Here is a 21,868-nt window from a genome sequence, read left to right as displayed (position 1 = left end):
CTCTTATACTCTAGATTTTTTAAAGGCGTTAAAATAGCTATAACCAATCCTTCTAAATCGTTATTAAAAGCCTTATAGTTTAAGTTTTTCTATAGTTTATACTAGTGTTTAATACTAGAAATTTTATGCTATTACTACTTATAGGTAAACAAAAAAGACAGCCATGAAAATGACTGCCTTTTATTAATTCTTAATATTTATTTTAAGAATAGGGTATTTACTAACTACTAACTAAAACTCTTTTTTACCAAATTCACTATCAATAAATTTCGATTTGTTTTTTACTGTATTAAAGGTATACGACAGGTTTAATGATACCATGTCGACTTCGTATCTATAATTTGTAGTGGTGTAAAACTGGTCTGTTCTAGCGGTTGTAATGCGCTGCTCGTTAGTTTTAAGCATGCCCATATCTATGTTTTGCCATTGTAGTGTCGCTGTTAAACGATTATCGAGAAAGGTTTTTCTAAAAGCCAAATTAGGCGAGTAAAATCTAGAATCTTCGCCCATAGCAGTAACTCTATCAGATAAATAATTAAACGTAAATTGTAAAGAGGCATTTTCCCAAAACGAATAGGTTGAGTTTAAATTAATAGAGTAAATAGTAGATTTAGAATTGATATCGTAACTTCTACTAATGCCATCTCTATGGTTAAAGTTTAGCGCACCATCTATATCGTAATTGTAAATGTTTGCGCCAATAACGTTAGTCCAGTTTTTTGTTGGCTTAATGGTAGCACCAAACTCTAAACCAATAGAATTACTTTTTCCTACGTTAGAGTATACACGGTTTATAACACTATCTATAACAGCACCATTGGTTTCGTAAGCTAAGGTGTTTACTCGATTTATAACATTATCTACATGTCTAAAATAAGCTGTAGCATAAACAGAGTTTCCTCCTTTTATTCTTTTAGTAATACCAAGTTCTACTAAATCGATAAATTCTGGTAATAAACTATTATCACCTTGTTCAAAAACTTCAGAGTGCTCACGTTCAGCAAAACTATTCATTTTTAAAGTTGTAGTACGCTCTACACGTTTACTATAAGCAGCTTTAATATTGGTTTTTTCGTTAACTTCATATTGAACAGAAGCAGAAGGGAATAATTTTACAAAATCGTATTGGTAAACATTAGGTGTTGTTTCACTTTTTAAAGACTCTGTATACTCTCTGTCCATAGATTCTACACGTGCACCAGCAGCATAATCCCATTTATTTTTCTTTCCTGTTAATTGTACGTAGCCAGAATGTATAGAACGTTTTAATTGAATATCGCTTGAAAATTCTGGAACTAATACACCATCACGTTCGTAAACAAAATCTCCTTCATGGTCTATATTTCTATATTGGTAACCAGTTTCAAGGGTTCCAAAAGAGAAAGGTTTCCAAGCATAGTCTAAGTTAAAACGTGTACCGTAAAGAGGGTTGTCGTTTGTGTTGTACTCTTCTTGGTATACTATAGAATTGTCTGGGTGACCTAAATTGTCATTTACAGTTGGTCCACCTAGAAAAGTATACTCGTATAAGAAAGAGGTAGATAGTTTAGAATTATTATTAAATTTATGAGCATAATCAAAACTACCTAAGGCAAAATCGCCTTTTCTAATTCTTAAGTTGTGGTTGTAATACTCAAATGTATATAATCTGTTTTCAGAGTTTTTAGGAGAAACAGCATGATTATCATAATAAACAATATCTGCAAGTCTTTCTTTAGTGTGCTTTCCAGCAAAAAAACCAACAGAGAACTCGTTGTTTTCATCTGGAGTAAAATCAACATTAAAACGTCCGTTATAGCTAATGTCATCAAAACTACGTTCACCATCCGATGGTAAAAAGGTGGTTTTATCTTCAGCGTTGTTTACAATAAACATATCGCCTTCACGACGTCCAGTTTTATCGTTACGCTGGTAACTTGCACCAAGCGAAATATTCCATTTGTCGGTACGCTTATTAACTGTAGCATCAATACCGTAACGCTCTGCAGGAACTTTAGTGTTGTAAGGTTCTATAGATGGGAAACCACCACGAACATTTACTTGCGCAAACGTACCATTTGTAGCTCCTTTTTTAGTTTTAATATTTAAAATTCCACCTTTACCTTCTGGATCGTACTTTGCAGATGGAGCGGTAATAAGTTCTACTGTTTCTAGTGCATTTGCTGGTAATTGTGCTAAAATAGAAGCAGCATCACCTTGTGTTGGTTTTCCGTTTACTAAAACGGTAAAACCTTTACTCCCACGTACGCTTACTTCGCCTTGACCATCAACAGTAACCGATGGTAGGTTTTTAATAACATCTACAGCATTTCCGCCTTCTGCATTCTGGAATTTTTTTGTGTCGAATACTTGGCGGTCAATTTTATGAACCACAGCAGATCGTTCTGCTTTTATCATAACTTCGTCTAATTGGCTACCTAAAGTTAATTTAATAGTGCCAAGATCTATAGATTGGCCTCTTTTTTTTACCGAAAGTGTTTCAGATTTAAAAGAAGAGTAGCCCATAAAAGAAGTTTCTACATAGTAGTTTCCTGTTTTTACATTTTCTAATTTAAAACGCCCTTCTATATCTGTTATTACACCGGTAACGAGCTCACCATTTGTTTTATACAAAGCTGCGGTAGCATATTCTAAAGGGGCTCCGCCATCTGCGTCTTGTATTTTTCCTGTAATTTGCCCTATGGCAAAATTGGATATTAAAAATAAAAAGACGACTAGTAATTTTGTTTGTTTCATGTTTTATAAGAATAGTTGTTTGTGTAAGCAAATCTATCTCATATAATAAAAACGGTTATGGTCTTTTTGAAAAAATTAAGGTATATTTTATTGATTTTTTTTAAATTGAAGAGGTGTGCTTCCTGTATGACGTTTAAAATATTTTACAAAATGAGATACATCTTTAAAATCTAATTGAAAAGCAACTTCGCTTATAGTCTGGTTGGTGTACATTAGCAGCCTTTTTACTTCTTTAATAACTTCTACAGCTATAATTTCTGAGGCTGTTTTATCAAATTTCTTTTTACACAGTTGGTTTAAGTTTTGCGATGTTATATTTAAACTTTCGGCATAAAAAGCAACATTGTTTCTAGGCCTCTCAATTAAAAGATCTACAAACTCTGTGGTTTTATCTACATTGTCGTTTATTTTATCAGATCGGTTATAAGCAATTATTTTACCTAGTAATGCTTTTAAAACCCCTTCAATAAATTCGGTTTGTGGTTTAGGTTGTTCCATTTCCTTATTCAGAATTTTAAATAATGGATTTAATGAAGCATCCTTTTTCGATAGCTTTATTTTTTGTATATTTTTTAAACTATTTAATTGTAAATTAATATATCTATCGAGTGTTTTGTCTAGAAAAGTTTCTTTTATAATAATAACATACCCTTTAGGCATTGTGTTAATTTCCCAGTTATGCACCTCTTCTTTTTTTACGACAAAAACCATAGGAGGCTTAATCTCGTAGCTTTTAGAATCTAGATGGTGATAACCTTCACCTTCTGTAAAATATACTATTTCTAGATACTTGTTGTGTCTATGTGGCTTTGTATAGCGCTTATTAACATCAAAAGGAGCTATTTTAATAGCGTCTATAGAAGAGATTTTATTATAAGTTTTTATATAATCTTGCAAACTAAGTATTTAAAAAAATAACACTAAATATAGTGTAAAAATATAATGAAGCTTATATTGAACAATGCTTTTAACTTTTGTTTAGTACTTTTGTTTGAAAATTTGATTAATTATGATTTCTACAAACGAATATTTTGATGGTAATGTAAAATCTTTAGGTTACAAATCTGCAAATGGAAATTCTACAGTTGGTGTTATGGAAGCTGGAGAATACGAATTTGGAACCTCTACACACGAAACAATGATTGTTGTTGAAGGTGAAATGACCGTAAAATTACCTAATACTACAGATTGGAAAACCTATAAAGCAGGTGAAGCTTACGAGATTGATGCTAACCAAAAATTTCAGGTAAAAGTAACCGAGCAAACGGCTTATTTATGTCAATATAAATAAGATAATCTCTTTTAAAAATATTAAAAACGCATCTTTTTTAGATGCGTTTTTTTGTTGCTCACATTTTCTGTAAGGCTTCATTATTGTTGGATGTTACAAAAAAAGGTATTACAATTTTAGAGTCTTAGAATTTAAATTATTACACCGTTTAACATCCGTAATTGGAATTTCATCGTAAATAATAGAGAACAGAATAAAACAAGAGTTTTTTATTATGAAGAAAATTTTAATAGTATTATTAGTTGCATTTACGTTTTCATGTGTTTCAAAAAAGAAATATGTGGCTTTAGAACATGAGAATGGTGAAATAAAAAATGAACTAACTAAAACACGAGTTGCTAAAGAAGATTTAGAAACTAAATTCGCAAAAATTCAAAGTAGAGTAGATGATTATAATTCTAAAATAGCATCATTATCAAAAGATGTTGGTGCATTAACAGAAGAGAATAATTCTAAATTTAAAGCTTTAGATAATGGCGCGGTTATATCTAACAATGCAAAAGAAAAAATGCGTGCTACTTTAGCTAATGTCGATGCAGATAAATTAAGTAATGCCAAGACATTAAAAGATTCTATGAATTTAGCAGTGGCTTATAATTTAAAAAAGGTTATAAACTCTGAAACAGTTAATAATGATGAGGATATAGATGTTAATATTAACGAAACTGTAGTTATGATTTCTATATCAGACAAGATGCTGTTTAACAGCGGAAGTTATGTTGTAAACTCTAAAGCAGATAGAATTTTAAAGAAATTGGCTGATGTTATTAACTCTGAGCCTAGTTTAGATGTTATGGTTGAAGGCCATACAGATTCTAGAGGGATTAATACAGATAAAGTGGCAGATAACTGGGATTTAAGTGTATTAAGGGCAACATCGGTTGTTAGAAAACTGCAACATAAATTTGATGTGTCTCCAGAGCAACTTATAGCTGCAGGACGAAGTAGTTACCAACCGCTTACAAATAATAAAACATGGGAAAATAGAGCAAGAAATAGAAGAACACGTATTGTAATTCTTCCAAATATTGATAAGTTTTTTGCTTTAATGGCTTCGAATTAGTGGGAAGTAAATTGTTAGAAAAAGAAGAAGAAAATAAAAAAGTATCTCGAAAGAGATGCTTTTTTATTTTAATTAAGTTTTAAAAATCCTTTTGTGGTACGCCAATTTGGTCTAAACTATTTTGGGAATCTAGGCGCTCTTTTAATTTATCTATATCTACCACATAAGTCTTAGATATAGTATCGTGCCACCCTCTTCCTTCTGCACCTAAAAACGAAAAAGCTTCAAAAGGTATAATTCTTGAAAAACTGCGTTTTAAATAATCTATATTATTTGGGTTAGAGCCATCTTCTTTAATAACTATGGTCTTTGTAACAAATTTGCCTATAGACCTGCCTTTAAGTAGTGTTTCTGTGGTAAAATAACATAGGGCTAAAATAGTGCCTGTTACCAGTCTGTCTACAAGGCCATTTATATTTTCTAGATTATCTAAAAAAGTGTCAACAGGAGTGGCATCATCTAGAAAAGTATAACAGAGGTAAATTATAAGAAAAAAAAGCCCGTAGCCAATAGCTAAAAAAACAATTAAATCTATAATATAATTAGCAAAACGATTGCCTTTACTGGTGTGCAAATCTGGCGTTACTTTAAAATTTGGTTGAGACATATTTGTTTTTATAAAAATGAATTTAAATATACTAATACAAATAATAAAAGCACCTCTTTCGAGATGCTTTTATAGATTTATAACACGTAATAATTAAATAGTGTGTTGCTTTATTAAGAGCCACACATTAAGCAATCGTCTCCTTCGCCATCTTTAGCTTGGGCAATTAAAGCTTTCATTTCTTCTGCAGACATTGGTTCTACATCTACTTCGTTATTATTTTGCTTTGCAAATTTAGCTGCGTTTTGTGCTGCTAATTTCTTTTTCTTAGCTTCTTCTTGCTGTGCATTTACATCGTCTACTTCTACAGCTTCAGCAGCTATAGGTTCTTCTTTTTTGTTTGTTTGTAATGTAAATTTAATCGCATCTACAGCACTTTTAGTACGTAAGTAATACATACCAGTTTTTAAACCGCTCTTCCAAGCATAGAAGTGCATAGAGGTTAATTTTGCCATGGTTGCACCTTCCATAAATAAGTTAAGCGATTGAGATTGATCTATAAAATAGCCTCTCTGGCGAGACATATCTATAATATCCTTCATACTTAATTCCCAAACGGTTTTGTATAACTCTTTAATATCTTGAGGAATGATATCTATATTTTGTACAGAGCCATTAGCTCTCATAATATCTTGTTTTAAAGACTCGTTCCAAAGGCCAAGATCTACTAAATCTTCTAATAAATGCTTGTTTACAACAATAAATTCTCCAGATAGTACACGACGTGTATAAATGTTTGATGTATAGGGTTCAAAACACTCATTGTTTCCTAAAATTTGAGATGTAGATGCGGTAGGCATTGGCGCTACTAATAACGAGTTACGTACACCGTTTTTAAGTACTTGCTTTCGTAGTTTTTCCCAATCCCAACGACCACTTAATTCGTCGTCTTTTAAATTCCATAAGTTATGTTGAAAATCACCTTTACTTATTGGAGAACCTTCGTAAGTTTGGTATGGTCCATCCACTTTAGCTTCTTCCATACTCGCGGTTACCGCAGCAAAATAAAGCGTTTCGAAAATCTCTTGGTTTAATTTTTTGGCTTCATCACTAGTAAAAGGTAGGCGTAATTGTATAAATGTATCTGCTAAACCTTGAACGCCTAAACCAATTGGTCTATGTTTTAAGTTAGAGTATTCTGCCTCAATAACAGGATAGTAGTTTCTATCTATTACTCTATTTAAGTTTTTAGTAACACGCTTTGTAATACGGAATAGTTCTTTGTGATCGAACGCTCCATTTTTTACAAACATTGGTAATGCAATAGAGGCTAAATTACATACAGCAACCTCGTCTGGAGATGTATACTCCATAATTTCTGTACATAAGTTAGACGAACGAATGGTTCCTAAATTTTGTTGATTAGATTTACGGTTTGCCGCATCTTTATATAACATATAAGGTGTACCAGTTTCTATTTGAGACTCTAATATTTTTTCCCAAAGCTCGCGAGCTTTAATAGTTTTACGTCCTTTTCCTTCAGCTTCATATTTAGTGTAAAGTGCTTCAAATTCATCACTATGTACTTCGTCCATGCCTGGGCACTCGTTAGGGCACATTAATGTCCAATCTCCATTCTCTTCAACACGTTTCATAAATAGATCAGAGATCCACATAGCGTAAAATAAATCACGTGCACGCATTTCTTCTTTACCATGGTTTTTCTTTAAATCTAAAAACTCGAAAATGTCTGCATGCCAGGTTTCTAGGTATATAGCAAAACTTCCTTTACGTTTTCCTCCTCCTTGATCTACATATCTTGCAGTATCGTTATAAACTTGTAGCATGGGTACAATACCGTTACTTGTACCATTAGTGCCAGCAATGTAACTACCTGTTGCTCTAATATTGTGTATAGCTAAGCCAATACCTCCTGCAGATTGAGATATTTTAGCTGTTTGTTTTAATGTATCGTAAATACCATCAATACTATCGTCTTTCATGGTTAATAAGAAACAAGACGACATTTGTGGTTTTGGTGTGCCAGAATTAAATAATGTAGGTGTAGCGTGTGTAAAGTATTTTTTAGACATTAACTCGTATGTCTCTATAGCAGCATCTAAATCGTTTAAATGTATACCAATAGAAACACGCATAAGCATGTGTTGTGGGCGCTCTGCAATTTTACCGTTTAATTTTAAAAGGTAAGAACGTTCTAAGGTTTTAAAACCAAAGTAATCGTAACCAAAATCGCGATTATATATAATTGTAGAGTCTAATCTGTCTTTATTTTCTATAATTACATTGTATACCTCGTCAGACAGTAAAGGAGCTTCTTTTCCTGTTCTTGGATTAACATATTTATGTAAATCTTCCATAACATCACTAAATGTCTTTTTAGTGTTTTTATGTAAGTTGGACACAGAAATTCTAGCTGCTAAGCGTGCATAATCTGGGTGAGCAGTTGTCATGGTTGCAGCAATTTCTGCTGCAAGGTTATCTAGCTCGCTAGTGGTTACACCATCATATAAGCCTTCTATTACTCGCATGGCAACCTTTAATGGGTCTACCAATTCGTTTAAGCCATAACATAATTTTCTTACTCTAGCAGTAATTTTATCGAACATAATTTGCTCTTTTCTGCCATCTCTTTTTACTACATACATTGTTTTACACGGTTTTTTATTTTTTCTGATACACCTTCAGAAAAACGGTTAATTAGCTACTCCAAATTTATAATCTAATGGTTAATTAGACGAAATCTAGTTGATTTTTTTGTTAATTTTAATAAACTTAAATAATCCGGTTTTGAGGGTTTTAGACCAATGGATTACTTCTTAAGTTTATTAATAATAAAAATTTATTTAATTTTCTATTTAAAATAGAAAAGTCATTTTAATCGTTGTCAAAATATCAAAAAGAGAACCTTTTGAATTCTGCATAAAATTATTTTTGATTAAAAATCGGCGTCGAAACTGAATTTGTCTTTATCATCTTCTTTATTAAGAACACCAGCTTTTTGGTAGTCTCCAACACGTTTTTCAAAGAAATTAGTTTTTCCTTGTAAAGAAATCATGTCCATAAAGTCGAAAGGATTAGAAGTGTTGTATACTTTATCACAACCAAATTCACCTAATAATCTATCGGTTACAAACTCTAAGTATTGTGTCATTAATTTAGAATTCATTCCTATTAAACTTACAGGAAGAGATTCTGTAATAAATGATCTTTCAATGTCTAAAGCGTTTGTTAAAATCTCGGTAATTCTGTCTTTAGGTACTTTATTTACAATATGATTTTCATGTAAGTGTACTGCAAAATCACAATGAAGACCTTCGTCTCTAGAAATAAGTTCGTTAGAGAATGTTAAACCTGGTAATAAACCTCGTTTTTTAAGCCAGAAAATAGAACAAAAACTACCAGAGAAGAAAATACCCTCTACAGCTGCAAAAGCAATTAAACGTTCTGCAAAACTTGGTGAGTCTATCCATTTAAGTGCCCATTCTGCCTTTTCTTTAATAGCAGGAAAGACTTCTATAGCATTAAATAAAGCGTCTTTTTCTTTGTCGTCTTTTACGTAAGTGTCAATTAATAAAGAGTATACTTCAGAGTGAATATTCTCCATCATAATTTGAAAACCATAAAAGAATTTTGCTTCAGAGTATTGTACTTCAGATACAAAATTTTCGGCTAAGTTTTCGTTTACAATACCATCACTAGCAGCAAAAAATGCTAAAATGTGTTTAATAAAGTAACGTTCATCATCATTTAATTTATTGTTCCAATCATTTAAATCTTGGTGCAAATCAATTTCTTCAGCAGTCCAGATGCTAGCCTCTTGTTTTTTATACCAATCCCAAATATCATTATGTTGAATAGGAAATATAACAAAACGATCTTTGTTTTCTTGTAAAATAGGTTCTATAGCCTGCGACATGGTTTGCTGTTTTAAATGTAAATTTTTAGACGAAATAGTGCTTTAGTTTCGGGATAACAAAGATTGGAAAATGTAGCGTTAAAAGAAAGGTTTAGTTATAAACATTGTCAACAAGTTTTTAACAAAGCATAAGAATTTTATTGTTTTGGTAGTTAATTTTTACAAAGAGTAAATATCTGGTTTGTAATGTGTTGTAAAGTCTTGTGGTGTCTGAGCTCCCATGAATATTGATGTTTTGGTAAACAAAAAAATGAAGTAAAATGTTTGGTTTAAAGTTGCTTATGTAAAAACTATTTTTACCATGATTTTCGTCAATTTATAGCAGGGACATGTTAAGGTATTCTAAACATATTTGTTAAAATAATAAGGAAAATTAACCCTAGCTTAATACATCTCGTTTATTAAGGTAATGTGCAAGATTTACTTTTAAAAAAACATACAAATAAAACAAACAATGTACAAAAGTATTAGTAAGGCAACATTATTTGCAGTTGTTGCTTTCGGATTTTTATCTTGCAATAACGATGATGATGCATCGGTTAAATACGAATTACCGCAAATTGCAGATTCTGGTGTTAAATTACCATATACTGTTTTAAAAACAGAAAATGGTGTTGAGGTTAGAAACGGAGGTTTTGGTTCTGCTGCTACTGCACACCCAACAAACGAAGGTGAGTTTTATGCTTTAACAGATAGGGGAGCGAATATAAAATTTGGAAGTAATAAAATTTTTCCAACTCCAGATTATACTCCAAGAATTGGTCATTTTAAATTAAATACAGATGGAACTGTAGAAATGAAAAATGAAATTTTGTTTAGCAACCCGTCTGGAGAATTAATTAGCGGAAAACCTAATCCAGAAGGATATGGTGCTACAGGAGAAATTGCTTATGATGAAGATAAGGTAACTGTTTTAAGTGCTGATAAATATGGTTTAGATAGCGAAGGTTTAGTCGCGATGAAAGATGGTTCTTTTTGGGTGTCTGATGAATACGGACCTCATATTGTGCACTTTGATGCTAATGGGAAACAAATAGAAAGACTTAGTCCAAAGGGAATTAAGGGAGAGTCTGGAGATAGAAAATTACCAGCGGTTTTAGAAACCAGATGGGCAAACAGAGGTATGGAAGGTTTGGCTATTACACCAGACGAAACTACTTTAGTTGGTATTATGCAGTCTACATTATATAACCCAAGTAAAGCAGAGGTTGCCGATTTTACAATTACAAGAATTGTAACTTTCGATATTGAAACGGGAGCGACTAAACAGTATTTGCACAAACAAGAAAAGGCTAAAAATTCTAACTCAGAAATTGTAGCTTTAAGTAATACTGAGTTTTTAATTGTAGAACGAGATGGTGCTTTTACAAAAGACACAAATAAAAGTGAGGTGCAAAAGCATATTTATAAAATAGATATTTCGAATGCTACCGATGTGTCTGATGCTAATGATACTTTAAACGGGAAACTAATAAACGGTAATACTATAGAGCAATCTACTTGGGATGAGTTAACAGCTGCTGGTATTGTGCCAGTTACTAAAACATTGGCTGTAGATTTAATTGCTGCCTTAGGTGATTATCCGCACGATAAGCTTGAAGGTATTTGGTTAATTAACGCAAATACCATAGGGGTTATTAATGATGACGATTTTGCAGTATGGACGGGTAATGATAGTGCGACTATCCAAAAATACATATCGAATACAGAAACAAACGAAAATATAGATGGTAACACCTTATATATAGTAAACTTTTAAGATGTAGAATATATAATGAAAAAAAATCCTGATTTTAAGCAAATCAGGATTTTTTGGTTTATAATGTTTCTGCTGTTTTTTCTAGTTCTGCATACCAATCTTCTCCAAACTTTCTAATTAAAGCTTCTTTTACAAACTTATATACTGGTACACCCAGCTCTTCGCCAAGTTGACAAGCATCGTCGCAAATTTGCCACTTATGGTAATTTACCGCAGAAAATTCTGTGTAATCATTAACTCTAATAGGATATAGGTGACAAGAAACAGGTTTTTTCCATGCTATTTCTCCTTGGTTATATGCTTCTTCAATAGCACAAAGAGCCACGTTTTTTTCATCGAAAATAACATAAGCACAATCTGCCTCATTAATAAGCGGGGTTTCTAAATAGCCTTCTTCTGTAGTTATAAAAGTGCCTTGAGCTTCTATAGCTTCAATACCTTCTTGTCGTAAAAAAGGTTTTACTTTTGGATAAATATCTTCTAGTATTTTAGTTTCTTCGGCTTCTAGTGGCGCGCCAGCATCTCCATCAATGCAACAAGCACCTTTACAAGCAGATAGGTTGCATAAAAAATCTTTTTTTATAATCTCTTCAGAGATAATGGTTTTTCCTAGTTGAAACATAAAATTTTTATCTTGTACTATGCAAAAATAGTTAATCTATTGTTCAATTTAATTAATATAATAATCTACTTTTGCCGAAAATTTGAGAATTTCGTAAAACATTTAAACTTTATGGCTTTGCAATTTGATTTTAAAGAAGTATTTACAGCGTTTATGATTCTTTTTGCTGTAATAGATATTATAGGCAATGTGCCTATTGTTATAGACTTGCGTAAAAAAGCAGGGCATATTCAAAGTGAGAAGGCATCTATAATTGCAGGTGTTATTTTAATTGTATTTTTATTTTTAGGAAAAAGCATATTAAACCTTATTGGTATTGATGTAAACTCGTTTGCTGTTGCTGGTTCTTTTATCTTGTTTTTTATTGCTTTAGAAATGATTTTAGGCATAACACTTTATAAAGAAGAAGAAAATAACTCGTTAACCACAGCAGTTTTTCCGTTGGCATTTCCACTTATTGCAGGACCAGGTAGTTTAACAACTTTATTATCTTTACGAGCAGAATTTAGAATAGAAAACATCATTATTGCTGTTATAATGAATGTTATTATTATTTTTATAGTATTAAAAACATCGGCTAAAATAGAGCGCATTATTGGTCAAAACGGAATTAATATAATTCGTAAAGTATTTGGAGTAATTTTACTTGCTATTGCAGTAAAACTATTTGCTCACAACATTAAGGCGTTGTTTGATGTTGTTTAAAAAATAAAAGAGATTATGAAAATTTTTACTATTATAATAAGTGTTATTGCATTAGGCTTAATGGCTTTTAATATTACTCAGGTAAATTTTAGCGCACCATTTGAGGGGCAAAGCACAGTGGCTTTAATTACAATTGTGGCATCGCTTTGCGTTATTGTAATGATGTCTATTTTAAGAGTGTCTAAACGTATAGAGCAAAAAGTAAAAGAGAGTAAGAATGTATGATGCTTTAATTATAGGTGGTGGAGCTGCAGGTTTATCTTGCGCGCTAGTGTTAGGTTCTGCAAAAAATAAAGCGTTTGCCAAAGATAAACGTGTGGGTATTGTTATACACCAAAAAACATCGCATTTGCAAACCGCCTTGTTTAATAATGTTTTAGGTTTAAAACCAGGTACATTAGGAGCTTCTGTTTTAGAAGATGGTAAAAATCAGCTAGCAGAACTTTATCCAGATGTAGAGCAAATAGATAACGAAAAAGTTACAGAAGTAGTTAAAACCCATACAGGTTTTAATGTTATAACTAATAAAGCTGCATATGCAGCAAAGCAAGTTGTAATAGCTGTTGGTTATACAAATTTAATAACTATAAAAGGGCTGGAGCAGTATATAGAACCGCACCCAAGAGCAGCTGTAGAGAAAGATCGTATTTGGTTAAAAAACATAGATCATTTAGTTCAAGAAAACCTGTATGTTGCAGGTGCGTTAGCGGGTTGGCGTAGCCAATTTGCCATATGTTCTGGTAGTGGAGCGCACGTGGCTACAGATATTTTAACATTTTGGAATAATGGTAAACACACTAAAGTACACGATAAGGTTGTTGTTTAACTAAGGTTTTATAATACACAACTACTCACCATCACTTAGCTTAATAACTTCGTCAATCATAATATCACGCTGATTAAAAATTTCTTCAAAAGCACCGTTACCAAAAAGCTGATCTGCAAGAGTCGCTTTTAAGTATTGTTTTACCTCGTCGTGATAGGCTACAAACGTTATTTGCGATGTTGTTCTAATATTTAAATATTCCTGAAATTTTAAAACAAAATCGTCAGTAATTTTAAAGTTATCAATAAAATCGCGTTTAGAGAAGTTACTGTAAATACTTCTGTCTTTTTCTAACTCTTCAAAAACAAAATATGCTATAAAGCCACGACGTTGCAAGTAGCTAAGCGTTTCGTTATGCATACTATTATCTATGGGTACAAACACATCGGGTATAATACCGCCACCACCATAAACTACTTTGCCTTTTGGTGTTGTAAATTTTAAAGAGTCTGCAACTTCAATTTTTTCTGCATCAAGTAGTTCTCCGCTATTTAATCTATCAAAATACTCGTCGTAATAATCTTTGTTGCCTTTATCGTAAGGGCGTTGTATCGATCTTCCGGTAGGTGTGTAATATCTAGAAACCGTTAAACGCACTGCGCTACCATCTCCTAAGTCCATTTCGCGTTGTACAAGTCCTTTTCCGTAAGATCGCCTACCAACTATAGTTCCTTTATCGTTGTCTTGAAGCGCTCCAGCAACAATTTCGCTAGCCGATGCCGAGTTTTCGTTAATTAAAACATATATGTTTCCTTTTTCAAAATCACCTTCATCTGTAGCAAAACTTTTTTCTATTTTACCACGTTTGTTTTTAGTAAACAATATTAGTTTATCGTCTTCTAAAAACTCATCCACCATTTGTTCTGCTATGCTTAAAAAACCACCTGGGTTATCGCGTAAATCTAGAGCAATTTCTGTAGCTCCTAAGTTTTGTAATTTATCTAAGCCTTTTTTAAATTCTTTATAAGTAGACTCTGCAAACCTATTTACCTTTATGTAGCCCAATTTTTCGGTTAACATATAAGATGCATCTACACTTTTTATAGGGATGTTAGATCGTTTTACGGTAAAATTTATAAGTTCTGGTTCGCCTTTTCTGTATATTTTTAAGTTAACCTTACTGTTTAATGTACCTTTAAGCTTTTTTACAATTTCTCCATCTTTAAGTTTATTGCCCAAAAGCGTATCGTTATTAGCCATTATAATGCGGTCGCCACTCTTAATACCAGCTTTTTCGCTAGGGCCATTTTCTATAGGTCTAATTACTGCAATGGTATCTTTGTAGGTGTAAAAGCTAACGCCAATACCTACAAAATTACCTTTCATGTTTTCTGTAGAGCTTTCTAGTTGCTCTTTAGGTATGTATACCGAATGCGGATCGAGATTATTTAGTATCCCATTTACAGTTACATCAACAATGCTATCTGTATTTACATCATCAACATATTCAAAATCAATAAAATCAATAAGTCTGTTAAGTTTATCTTTTTTACTGTTAGATGTAAATAATCTATCCGAAGAATCGCTAAAATTTAATTTTCCGCCAACAAAAACACCTGTAGCAACAGCAACACCAATAATAAGCGGTAAATATTTTTTTTTAGACAACATTAATTTATGCGTTTATATCTTCAACTAGTTCTAGTTCTATGCCAGCTTTTTCTAAAAATTTTAATCCAGAATCGTCTTTGTAAGCTTGATGATAAATAACTTTTACAATACCAGCTTGGTGTATTAATTTGCTGCACTCTTTACAAGGCGATAAGGTAATGTATAATGTAGAGCCTTTACACGATTGGGTAGATGCAGCTACTTTTAAAATAGCATTAGCTTCGGCATGTAAAACGTACCATTTGGTGTATCCTTCGTCGTCTTCACAAAAATTCTCGAATCCAGAAGGCGTACCGTTGTACCCATCAGAGATAATCATTCTATCTTTTACAATAAGTGCGCCAACTTGTTTACGCTTGCAATACGATAATTTACCCCATTCTTTGGCAATTCGTAAATAAGCTTTGTCGTACTTGTGTTGTTTAGTGTTATTTGGCATGTAAAATAATTTTAGCGTTACCACAAGGGTCGGGCTTTCCGCTATATCTTTTTTGAGAAAAACAAAAAAGGATGCCGCATCAATCCCTAACGCATGTATAGTATAACGAAGATACTTGGTTACTATTTTAATTACAATGCTAGTACGTTAAAATTTTTAGAAAATTTACGCTAAAAAATCGCTATTCAGCAACATAGGGATAACCAAACCAACCACAATGGCAGATACAACCATAATCCAGTCGCGTTTAGAAAATCTAAAAACAGTTTGTATAATATATCCTAAAAATAAAACAATAAATACAATTATAACCTGGGCAATTTCTATACCTAAAGCAAACTCTAGTAGTAAAATAAGTTTGTTATCGTTTTTGCTTAATAGCATTTGAAACTCGCGCGCAAAGCCCAACCCGTGTACTAAGCCAAAAAATAAGGTGGTAAAAAATAAAACACCAACGCGTTCTTTTCTGGCGCCTTTTCCTGCGGTAAAAATATTAAACACTGCAACAATTAAAATGGTAACCGGAATTAAAAACTCTATTAAAGCGCCATTAACTTTTACTACGCCATAAGCAGCAAGAATTAAAGATAAAGTATGGCCTAAGGTAAATGTAGATACAAGTAGTAATACACGTTTCCAATCTCTAAATATATACGGAATGGTTAAAACAATAAGAAATAAAACGTGATCGTAAGCGTTAATGTCTAGTACATGGTTTATACCATATTCTACATTAAATAAAAAAGTATCAAACATAAAATAAAAAATTAGATTTAGGGGATTGGCTCAAATATACAATTAAAAATATTTAGACAAAAGAAATAAACTATTAGCATATCTTTGTAAACTACGATATAAAATGAATAACATGAGGCTTAAATTTTTAATACCATTTTGCTTAGTATGTGTGCTACTGTCTTGTAAAGACTCTAAAGAAACCGCTCCAGAAAATTTGGAGGTAGAAGCGGTAAAACTTTCGCAAATAATTACAGAAGCCGATATAGCTAAACTTAATTATATCGATTTTGGATTAGATAGCAAAGCAGGAAAAATTATTGAAGATTGGGGAGAATACATTCAACTTCAGCAAATTGTGCTAGGTGTTAAAAAGGCTAATTTTACGGAGTTAAAAGATAATCGTAAAATTTTAAAAAGCCTATTATTAGATTTTAAAAAAAATATACCAGCATCGTTAAAATCGTCGTCTATTTTAGCTCGAGTTATGGTCTTCGAAACCAAATTTTTTAAATTAGAAAGCCTTGTTAATCTATCTAACATAAGTAAATTGGAATTGGCAGGTACTATAAAAGAAGTGTTCGAGGCTTTTTCTAATCTTAATTTTCAAATAAATAAAAAGCTAGAGCGCGATTCTCAAAATATTGAAAGACCTATTTAACGTTTATAGAGTATTTAATAAAGTGAAAATCTTGTTTTATAGTTACTTTTTAGGTTGAGCTGCTTGTGCTTGTATAGCTTGTTTTTGTCTTAGTAATTCAGATTTTGTTAACTGTATTAAATTAAAGTTTGGAGACAATTTTAACGTACTGTCTAAAATATCTACAGCAGCATCAATATTTACTTTAGTATCTTTATTGTAAACTGCTAGTGCGTTTAAATACATAAATGCACTTTTTAAAGAAACTTGATATGGTGTTTGAGACTCGTAAAAAGCTTTTACTTCGTCTGCTTTTGCATTAGCTAAACCATAGGCTATATGCTTTTCTGCTTTTTCTAGTTTTTTAGTTTGCAAACAAAGCTCTGCTAGCTCGTATGCTACTAATGTGTTTGGCTCTCTTCTAAATAACTCTTCAAAATGGGGAATAGCTCTTTCGGGTTGTTTTACAGATTTTAAAGACATCGCTTTAACCTCTACTGCAATATCAGAATCATCTACTTTAAAATCTATACCAATGGTGTTTAAAGCTTGTACATATTTGCCTTCGCTCATGTAAATATAGGCTAAAGTATCTGTTCTTTGAATGGATGGACTTAGCACATTTAAATGCGTCATTCCATTAATTACACCTTGTACATCGCCTTGTGCTCTCATTTGTTTACTGTAAGCTTCAAAATGTTTTATTAATGCATCATTACTTTGGGCTTGTATGCCAAAGCTTCCAATAAAAAAAGCCAACATTACTAATTTCTTCATCTATAAAATTTTTGTTTTTCTGAGTTGCTAAAACTATAAAAAATTAACATTTAATATCATAAAAGTTTCCTAATTATTTAAATTTAGTTGGTAATAATTTATTTTTTACATCAATAGCATACATTTAGTATAAATGGTTTTGGTATATATGGTCTTTACACTTTGTAGAAATTGTACTTAGTAATAATACCGAGAAGCTCCAACCAATTTAAAACAAAGAGTAAAATATACCCCTTTTTTATACCCTAGCTTAAAAGTAAATGAGCACATATAAAAGAACATAAATTATTAAGGTTGAAAATTTAACTTTTAGGAAAACTCAAAAATAATACTTAACTTACATATGTAAAAAATTAAAAATTATGGGGATAAAAAGTTTTCAAGGTGCTAGAAGACAGCAAACTAGCGAGGTAGAGGCTACGCCTTTAAAGGTTAGCGATTATATGACAACAACGTTGATAACTTTTAAAGAAAACCAGTCTATTGAAGATGTTATGCAAACATTAGTGAAGAATAGAATTTCTGGTGGACCAGTAGTAAACGATAGTTATGAGTTAATTGGTATAATCTCTGAAACAGATTGTATGAAACAGATAAGCGAAAGTCGTTATTACAATATGCCTTTACAAGATCAAAGTATAGAAAAATATGTTACTAAAAATGTTGATACTATTGATGGTAATATGAATATATTTGATGCAGCAACCAAGTTTATAGAAAGTAAAAGGCGTCGTTTTCCTATTGTAAAAGGTGGGAAGTTAGTTGGGCAAATAAGCCAAAGCGATGTGCTTAAAGCAGCAATGAAATTGCAAGGACAAAATTATAAATAGAGAAGTTTTAAATTTTGTTTTGCACACGTATTAAAGCTTTTGGTTCGTCTGTAATTAAAAGCTTTTGTTTTTTTGTGCCTTCTAATGTTAGTATTTTAGAGTACGAATAGCCAACAATTGGCTCTTTTAAAGATTGCCATTTTGCTATGCCTTTTACACCAATTTTTTCGTTTAATTCTATAATTCCTTCGGTGTAGCGTATGGTTTTGTTTATACCTAAAAAGCCTGTGCTTTTTTTGTTATGGCTTTTTAAGTAAGCTTCTAGCTTGTTATTGGCATCATTTCTAAATCCAGAGTTTTCTTTATAATCTTTAACCAAATGGCAAATACTTGTGTTTTTTTCTAAAAACTTAGTTTTAATAATGGCCATTTCTGTGCTTGACTCAATAAAAAAATCTTGAGATTTAACATCGTTAATAATGCGTCTCCAACTTTTATCGCCTTTAACCTCTACAACTATATGATAGTAAACGCAAGATCTTCCGCTTAGTGGAGCAACTAATGGTGTGTTTACATGCTTAGCAACTCCTATTATTTTGACATATTCTTTATCTCGAATACTATTTATAGATTTTCGTCTCCCTTTTTTAAATTCACGAATTATTATATTCTTGTTACTAAAAAAGAAAGAATAAGCAATTATACTAATGGCAATTGAAAAAAATATGATAGGTATAAGGTATTCCCCGTAGTCTGAAATTACTGTTAATAAATTTTCCATTTTTAGCTTTTTCGTTTTACAAGTGCATAATAATCGCCTTCTATTGGTAGGTAACCTTCGTCGTAAACAAAATAATATATTTTGCCTGCTTTGGTGGTGTATATGCTTGTAAAATAATTAAAATCGAATCCTTTTTCTATAAGTCGTGCTCGAGAAGCTGTAGTTTTTCCGTCTGGATTTAAGGCTTCTAGTATTCTGTGGTTTTTTCTTAGACGGTTGTTGGTGTTTCTAATAAGGTTTTTACTGTCTTTATTTACGTTATTGTTATAGGTGTTTCTACAACCATCGCTACAGAATTTTTTATCTATTCTGCCAACAATTTTATTGCCACATTCTAAACACTGCTTTTCCATAATGAGTCGATGTTTTTTATTTTATAACTAACGTTGGTTTATTAAACCTTAATGCGATAAAGACTCTTCTACAATGTTTTTTCTTGTAGAAGAGCATTTATTTACTTTTTAATAAAGTGGTATATATTATTTGGGTTATGCCCAAATGCTTTCTAGAGTATAAGGGCTTCCTTCGTATACCCAATGTTCACCTGTTAAGAATCTGTAGTTTTTATCTAAAGCTTCTATTTTTTTCATGTCTTCTTCAGAGAGTTCTATAGCTTGAGCTTCAAAATTTTGAGTAATTCTGCTTGGGTTAACCGATTTAGGAATTACAGAAGTGCCTCTTTGAATTGCCCAATTAATTAAAACTTGACCTGTGGTTGCGTTTTTAGATTTTGCAATATCTGTAATAACAGGGTCTTGTAAAAGTATAGGCTCATCTACTGCTTTAAATTTAGCAGCTCTGTCTCCAGATCCTAGTGGTGCATAAGCTGTAAAGTGGATGTTATTGGCTTTACAGAAAGATAGCATGTTATCTTGCTGAAAGTAAGGGTGAGACTCTACTTGATTTACCTCTGGTTTAATTTTAGAGTTAGACATTAATTGTTGTAATGTTTTTGTTCCAAAATTAGAAACACCAATATGTTTAGCTAAACCAAGTTCTACTGCTTCTTCCATGCCTTCCCAGGTTAACTCGTTTGGTAATTCATCTAACGAAATAAAATCTTCTACTTTGCTAACAAACGGAATTTCTTTTTTTTGAGCAATAGGCCAATGGATTAAGTATAGGTCTAAGTAGTCTAATTGTAAATCGCTTAAAGATTGTTTTAAAGCTTCAATAACATCTTTTTTTGCATGCATATTACACCAAACTTTAGAGGTTATCCATACATCTTCTCTAGCTACTACGCCTTCTTTAAAAAGCTCAGATAAGGCTTTGCCAACTTCTTTCTCGTTTCCGTAAGCAGACGCACAATCTATATGTCTGTAGCCAGCTTTAATGGCTGTTTTTACAGCGTTGTATACTTCGCCTTCTCCAGATTTCCATGTGCCCAAACCAAAAGCGGGCATTTTATCGTTGTTACTAAATGTTAGTGTTTTCATTATATGCTTTATAAATTATTTTTAGTTTAATGTTAGTGTAAATTTAATAGTTCTGTATTCAAAATAAAAATTTTCAATGTGCGATTAATTATGTGTTGGGCTGTATCTATTTCGTTTTTAAATTATTTATTTTAATTCAAATATAAATTCTTCTATTATTTGGTTACGAGCGTTAGCAAACCCTTTATCTTTTCCAATTATAGTAAAGCCACAGTTTTTTAGTACTTTTTTAGAACCTAAATTATCAAAAGCAACACGTGCATAAATAGGTCTTTTGTTTTCGGTTTTTAAAAAATGAGTAAGAGCAAGGGTAGCAACTCCTTTATTCCAAAAGGCTTTAGCAACCCAATATGTTACTTCTGCATGGCCTTCCATTTCAAATTTAGCAATGCTACCTATTATTTTATTTTTTAAAAGGATTGTTTTTGCATTAATTTTTTTATTAGATAATAGTGATGTCCATTTTTGAATGTAAGCCTTTTTATCTAAAGGGTTTTTTGAAGTAAAAGCACTTAGGTAATTGGCTTTAGCATCTATTTGAAATAGAAAAAGCGTATCCAGATCGTTTAGATTGGTAGGTCTTAGTTCTATTTTTAATACCGCTTTCATTTTTAAATTTATTTGATTTTCAGTTGGTTATGCTGTGTAAATATAGGTGAAAATAATCGTTTACAAACGACTACAAACATTTACAAACGATTTTAATTAAGTAATAACCGACTAGCATTTGGTTGTGTTAAGATATTTGCAGTGTCGAAACATAAGAACTCGATAGTATTAACTGTTTAACGATAAATATATATTATGAACACACTTAAAAACAAAGTACAGTTGATTGGTAACTTAGGAAACGATCCGGAAATCATCAATTTAGAATCAGGAAAAACACTTGCTAAATTTAATATTGCAACTAACGAAAGTTATACCAATAACAAAGGTGAAAAAATAACGGATACCCAGTGGCACAATATTGTAGCTTGGGGAAAAACAGCACAAATAATAGAAAAATATGTAACCAAAGGTAAAGAAGTAGCTATTGAAGGCAAACTAACTTCTAGAAGTTATGAAGATAAAGATGGCAATAAACGTTATATTACCGAAGTGGTTTGTGGCGAGTTGTTAATGCTTGGCAAATAAACCTTTTTTTGTTCCCAAAACAAAAAAGAAAAGACTACCATGTATAATGGTAG

The 21,868-nt window shown here is 31.8% G+C and carries 23 protein-coding genes; 9 read left to right on the top strand and 14 right to left on the bottom strand.

All coding sequences use genetic code 11. The features are described from left to right. Positions 1–231: 231 nt before the first annotated feature. A complete protein-coding gene (locus ABD715_RS08140) occupies positions 232–2,736 on the bottom strand; it encodes a TonB-dependent receptor (RefSeq protein WP_344787659.1) in 2,505 nt (834 codons plus the stop codon). A gap of 87 nt (positions 2,737–2,823) precedes the next feature. Then, positions 2,824–3,633, bottom strand: coding sequence for an AraC family transcriptional regulator (locus tag ABD715_RS08135; protein ID WP_344787658.1), 810 nt, complete (start codon positions 3,631–3,633; stop codon positions 2,824–2,826). Between the two features lie 112 nt (positions 3,634–3,745). Between ABD715_RS08135 and ppnP the strand changes: the two genes are divergently transcribed. Both ppnP and ABD715_RS08125 read left to right on the top strand, forming a co-directional pair. Continuing rightward, positions 3,746–4,027, top strand: coding sequence for a pyrimidine/purine nucleoside phosphorylase (gene ppnP, locus ABD715_RS08130; RefSeq protein ID WP_344787657.1), 282 nt, complete (start codon positions 3,746–3,748; stop codon positions 4,025–4,027). Positions 4,028–4,241: 214 nt separating this feature from the next. After that, positions 4,242–5,090, top strand: coding sequence for an OmpA family protein (locus ABD715_RS08125; RefSeq protein ID WP_344787656.1), 849 nt, complete (start codon positions 4,242–4,244; stop codon positions 5,088–5,090). Between the two features lie 79 nt (positions 5,091–5,169). Here ABD715_RS08125 and ABD715_RS08120 read toward each other — a convergent pair whose 3' ends face one another. The 3 genes from ABD715_RS08120 to ABD715_RS08110 all read right to left on the bottom strand — a co-directional run bounded on the left by ABD715_RS08120 (position 5,170) and on the right by ABD715_RS08110 (position 9,574). Then, positions 5,170–5,697, bottom strand: coding sequence for an RDD family protein (locus ABD715_RS08120; protein WP_344787655.1), 528 nt, complete (start codon positions 5,695–5,697; stop codon positions 5,170–5,172). 113 nt (positions 5,698–5,810) lie between these two features. Beyond that, entirely contained in the window at positions 5,811–8,303 is a 2,493-nt protein-coding gene (locus ABD715_RS08115) for a ribonucleoside-diphosphate reductase subunit alpha (RefSeq protein WP_344787654.1), read from the bottom strand. 290 nt (positions 8,304–8,593) lie between these two features. After that, positions 8,594–9,574, bottom strand: a complete 981-nt coding sequence (locus ABD715_RS08110) for a ribonucleotide-diphosphate reductase subunit beta (protein ID WP_344787653.1) — start codon at positions 9,572–9,574, stop codon at positions 8,594–8,596. 454 nt (positions 9,575–10,028) lie between these two features. Between ABD715_RS08110 and ABD715_RS08105 the strand changes: the two genes are divergently transcribed. Next, positions 10,029–11,333: an esterase-like activity of phytase family protein gene (locus tag ABD715_RS08105; protein ID WP_344787651.1), complete on the top strand. Its 1,305-nt coding sequence runs from the start codon at positions 10,029–10,031 to the stop codon at positions 11,331–11,333. Positions 11,334–11,391: 58 nt separating this feature from the next. Here ABD715_RS08105 and ABD715_RS08100 read toward each other — a convergent pair whose 3' ends face one another. Continuing rightward, positions 11,392–11,955, bottom strand: coding sequence for a DUF3109 family protein (locus ABD715_RS08100; protein ID WP_344787650.1), 564 nt, complete (start codon positions 11,953–11,955; stop codon positions 11,392–11,394). A 117-nt stretch (positions 11,956–12,072) separates the two neighbouring features. Between ABD715_RS08100 and ABD715_RS08095 the strand changes: the two genes are divergently transcribed. From ABD715_RS08095 to ABD715_RS08085, 3 genes are read left to right on the top strand one after another with little or no spacing between them, the layout of a single operon-like run. Further along, positions 12,073–12,660: a MarC family protein gene (locus ABD715_RS08095; RefSeq protein ID WP_344787898.1), complete on the top strand. Its 588-nt coding sequence runs from the start codon at positions 12,073–12,075 to the stop codon at positions 12,658–12,660. Between the two features lie 15 nt (positions 12,661–12,675). Beyond that, the gene (locus tag ABD715_RS08090; protein ID WP_344787649.1) at positions 12,676–12,885 is read left to right on the top strand and encodes a hypothetical protein; all 210 of its coding nucleotides are present in this window, start codon (positions 12,676–12,678) and stop codon (positions 12,883–12,885) included. After that, the gene (locus ABD715_RS08085; RefSeq protein ID WP_344787648.1) at positions 12,878–13,486 is read left to right on the top strand and encodes an FAD-dependent oxidoreductase; all 609 of its coding nucleotides are present in this window, start codon (positions 12,878–12,880) and stop codon (positions 13,484–13,486) included. Before ABD715_RS08090 ends, ABD715_RS08085 begins: the two co-directional genes overlap by 8 nt. A 21-nt stretch (positions 13,487–13,507) precedes the next feature. Here the strand turns inward: ABD715_RS08085 and ABD715_RS08080 are convergent, their stop codons facing one another. The 3 genes from ABD715_RS08080 to ABD715_RS08070 form a co-directional block, all read right to left on the bottom strand. Then, the gene (locus ABD715_RS08080) at positions 13,508–15,097 is read right to left on the bottom strand and encodes a S41 family peptidase (protein WP_344787647.1); all 1,590 of its coding nucleotides are present in this window, start codon (positions 15,095–15,097) and stop codon (positions 13,508–13,510) included. 4 nt (positions 15,098–15,101) lie between these two features. After that, positions 15,102–15,536: a deoxycytidylate deaminase gene (locus tag ABD715_RS08075; protein WP_344787645.1), complete on the bottom strand. Its 435-nt coding sequence runs from the start codon at positions 15,534–15,536 to the stop codon at positions 15,102–15,104. 165 nt (positions 15,537–15,701) lie between these two features. Beyond that, a complete protein-coding gene (locus ABD715_RS08070; RefSeq protein WP_344787644.1) occupies positions 15,702–16,292 on the bottom strand; it encodes a HupE/UreJ family protein in 591 nt (196 codons plus the stop codon). A 112-nt stretch (positions 16,293–16,404) separates the two neighbouring features. Here ABD715_RS08070 and ABD715_RS08065 point away from each other — a divergent pair, with 112 nt between their 5' ends. Then, positions 16,405–16,932 carry a hypothetical protein gene (locus ABD715_RS08065; RefSeq protein ID WP_344787643.1) on the top strand — a complete coding sequence of 176 codons (528 nt, stop codon included), beginning with the start codon at positions 16,405–16,407 and terminating at the stop codon, positions 16,930–16,932. 42 nt (positions 16,933–16,974) lie between these two features. Here the strand turns inward: ABD715_RS08065 and ABD715_RS08060 are convergent, their stop codons facing one another. Then, entirely contained in the window at positions 16,975–17,688 is a 714-nt protein-coding gene (locus ABD715_RS08060; RefSeq protein WP_344787642.1) for a tetratricopeptide repeat protein, read from the bottom strand. Between the two features lie 362 nt (positions 17,689–18,050). Here ABD715_RS08060 and ABD715_RS08055 point away from each other — a divergent pair, with 362 nt between their 5' ends. Continuing rightward, entirely contained in the window at positions 18,051–18,518 is a 468-nt protein-coding gene (locus ABD715_RS08055) for a CBS domain-containing protein (protein WP_344787641.1), read from the top strand. Between the two features lie 7 nt (positions 18,519–18,525). Here ABD715_RS08055 and ABD715_RS08050 read toward each other — a convergent pair whose 3' ends face one another. From ABD715_RS08050 to ABD715_RS08035, 4 genes are all read right to left on the bottom strand, one after another. After that, a complete protein-coding gene (locus ABD715_RS08050; RefSeq protein ID WP_344787640.1) occupies positions 18,526–19,239 on the bottom strand; it encodes a hypothetical protein in 714 nt (237 codons plus the stop codon). Positions 19,240–19,241: 2 nt separating this feature from the next. Continuing rightward, positions 19,242–19,592, bottom strand: a complete 351-nt coding sequence (locus tag ABD715_RS08045; protein WP_344787639.1) for a hypothetical protein — start codon at positions 19,590–19,592, stop codon at positions 19,242–19,244. 135 nt (positions 19,593–19,727) lie between these two features. After that, positions 19,728–20,678, bottom strand: coding sequence for an aldo/keto reductase (locus tag ABD715_RS08040; protein WP_344787638.1), 951 nt, complete (start codon positions 20,676–20,678; stop codon positions 19,728–19,730). 126 nt (positions 20,679–20,804) lie between these two features. Then, positions 20,805–21,287: a GNAT family N-acetyltransferase gene (locus ABD715_RS08035; protein ID WP_344787637.1), complete on the bottom strand. Its 483-nt coding sequence runs from the start codon at positions 21,285–21,287 to the stop codon at positions 20,805–20,807. A gap of 195 nt (positions 21,288–21,482) precedes the next feature. On the opposite strand from ABD715_RS08035, the gene ABD715_RS08030 reads away from it, so the two are divergent. Continuing rightward, positions 21,483–21,815 carry a single-stranded DNA-binding protein gene (locus ABD715_RS08030; protein ID WP_344787636.1) on the top strand — a complete coding sequence of 111 codons (333 nt, stop codon included), beginning with the start codon at positions 21,483–21,485 and terminating at the stop codon, positions 21,813–21,815. Positions 21,816–21,868 lie beyond the last annotated feature (53 nt).

Source organism: Postechiella marina, assembly GCF_039538365.1.
Lineage (GTDB): Bacteria > Bacteroidota > Bacteroidia > Flavobacteriales > Flavobacteriaceae > Postechiella > Postechiella marina.
This window is presented reverse-complemented; position numbering and strand designations above follow the sequence as displayed.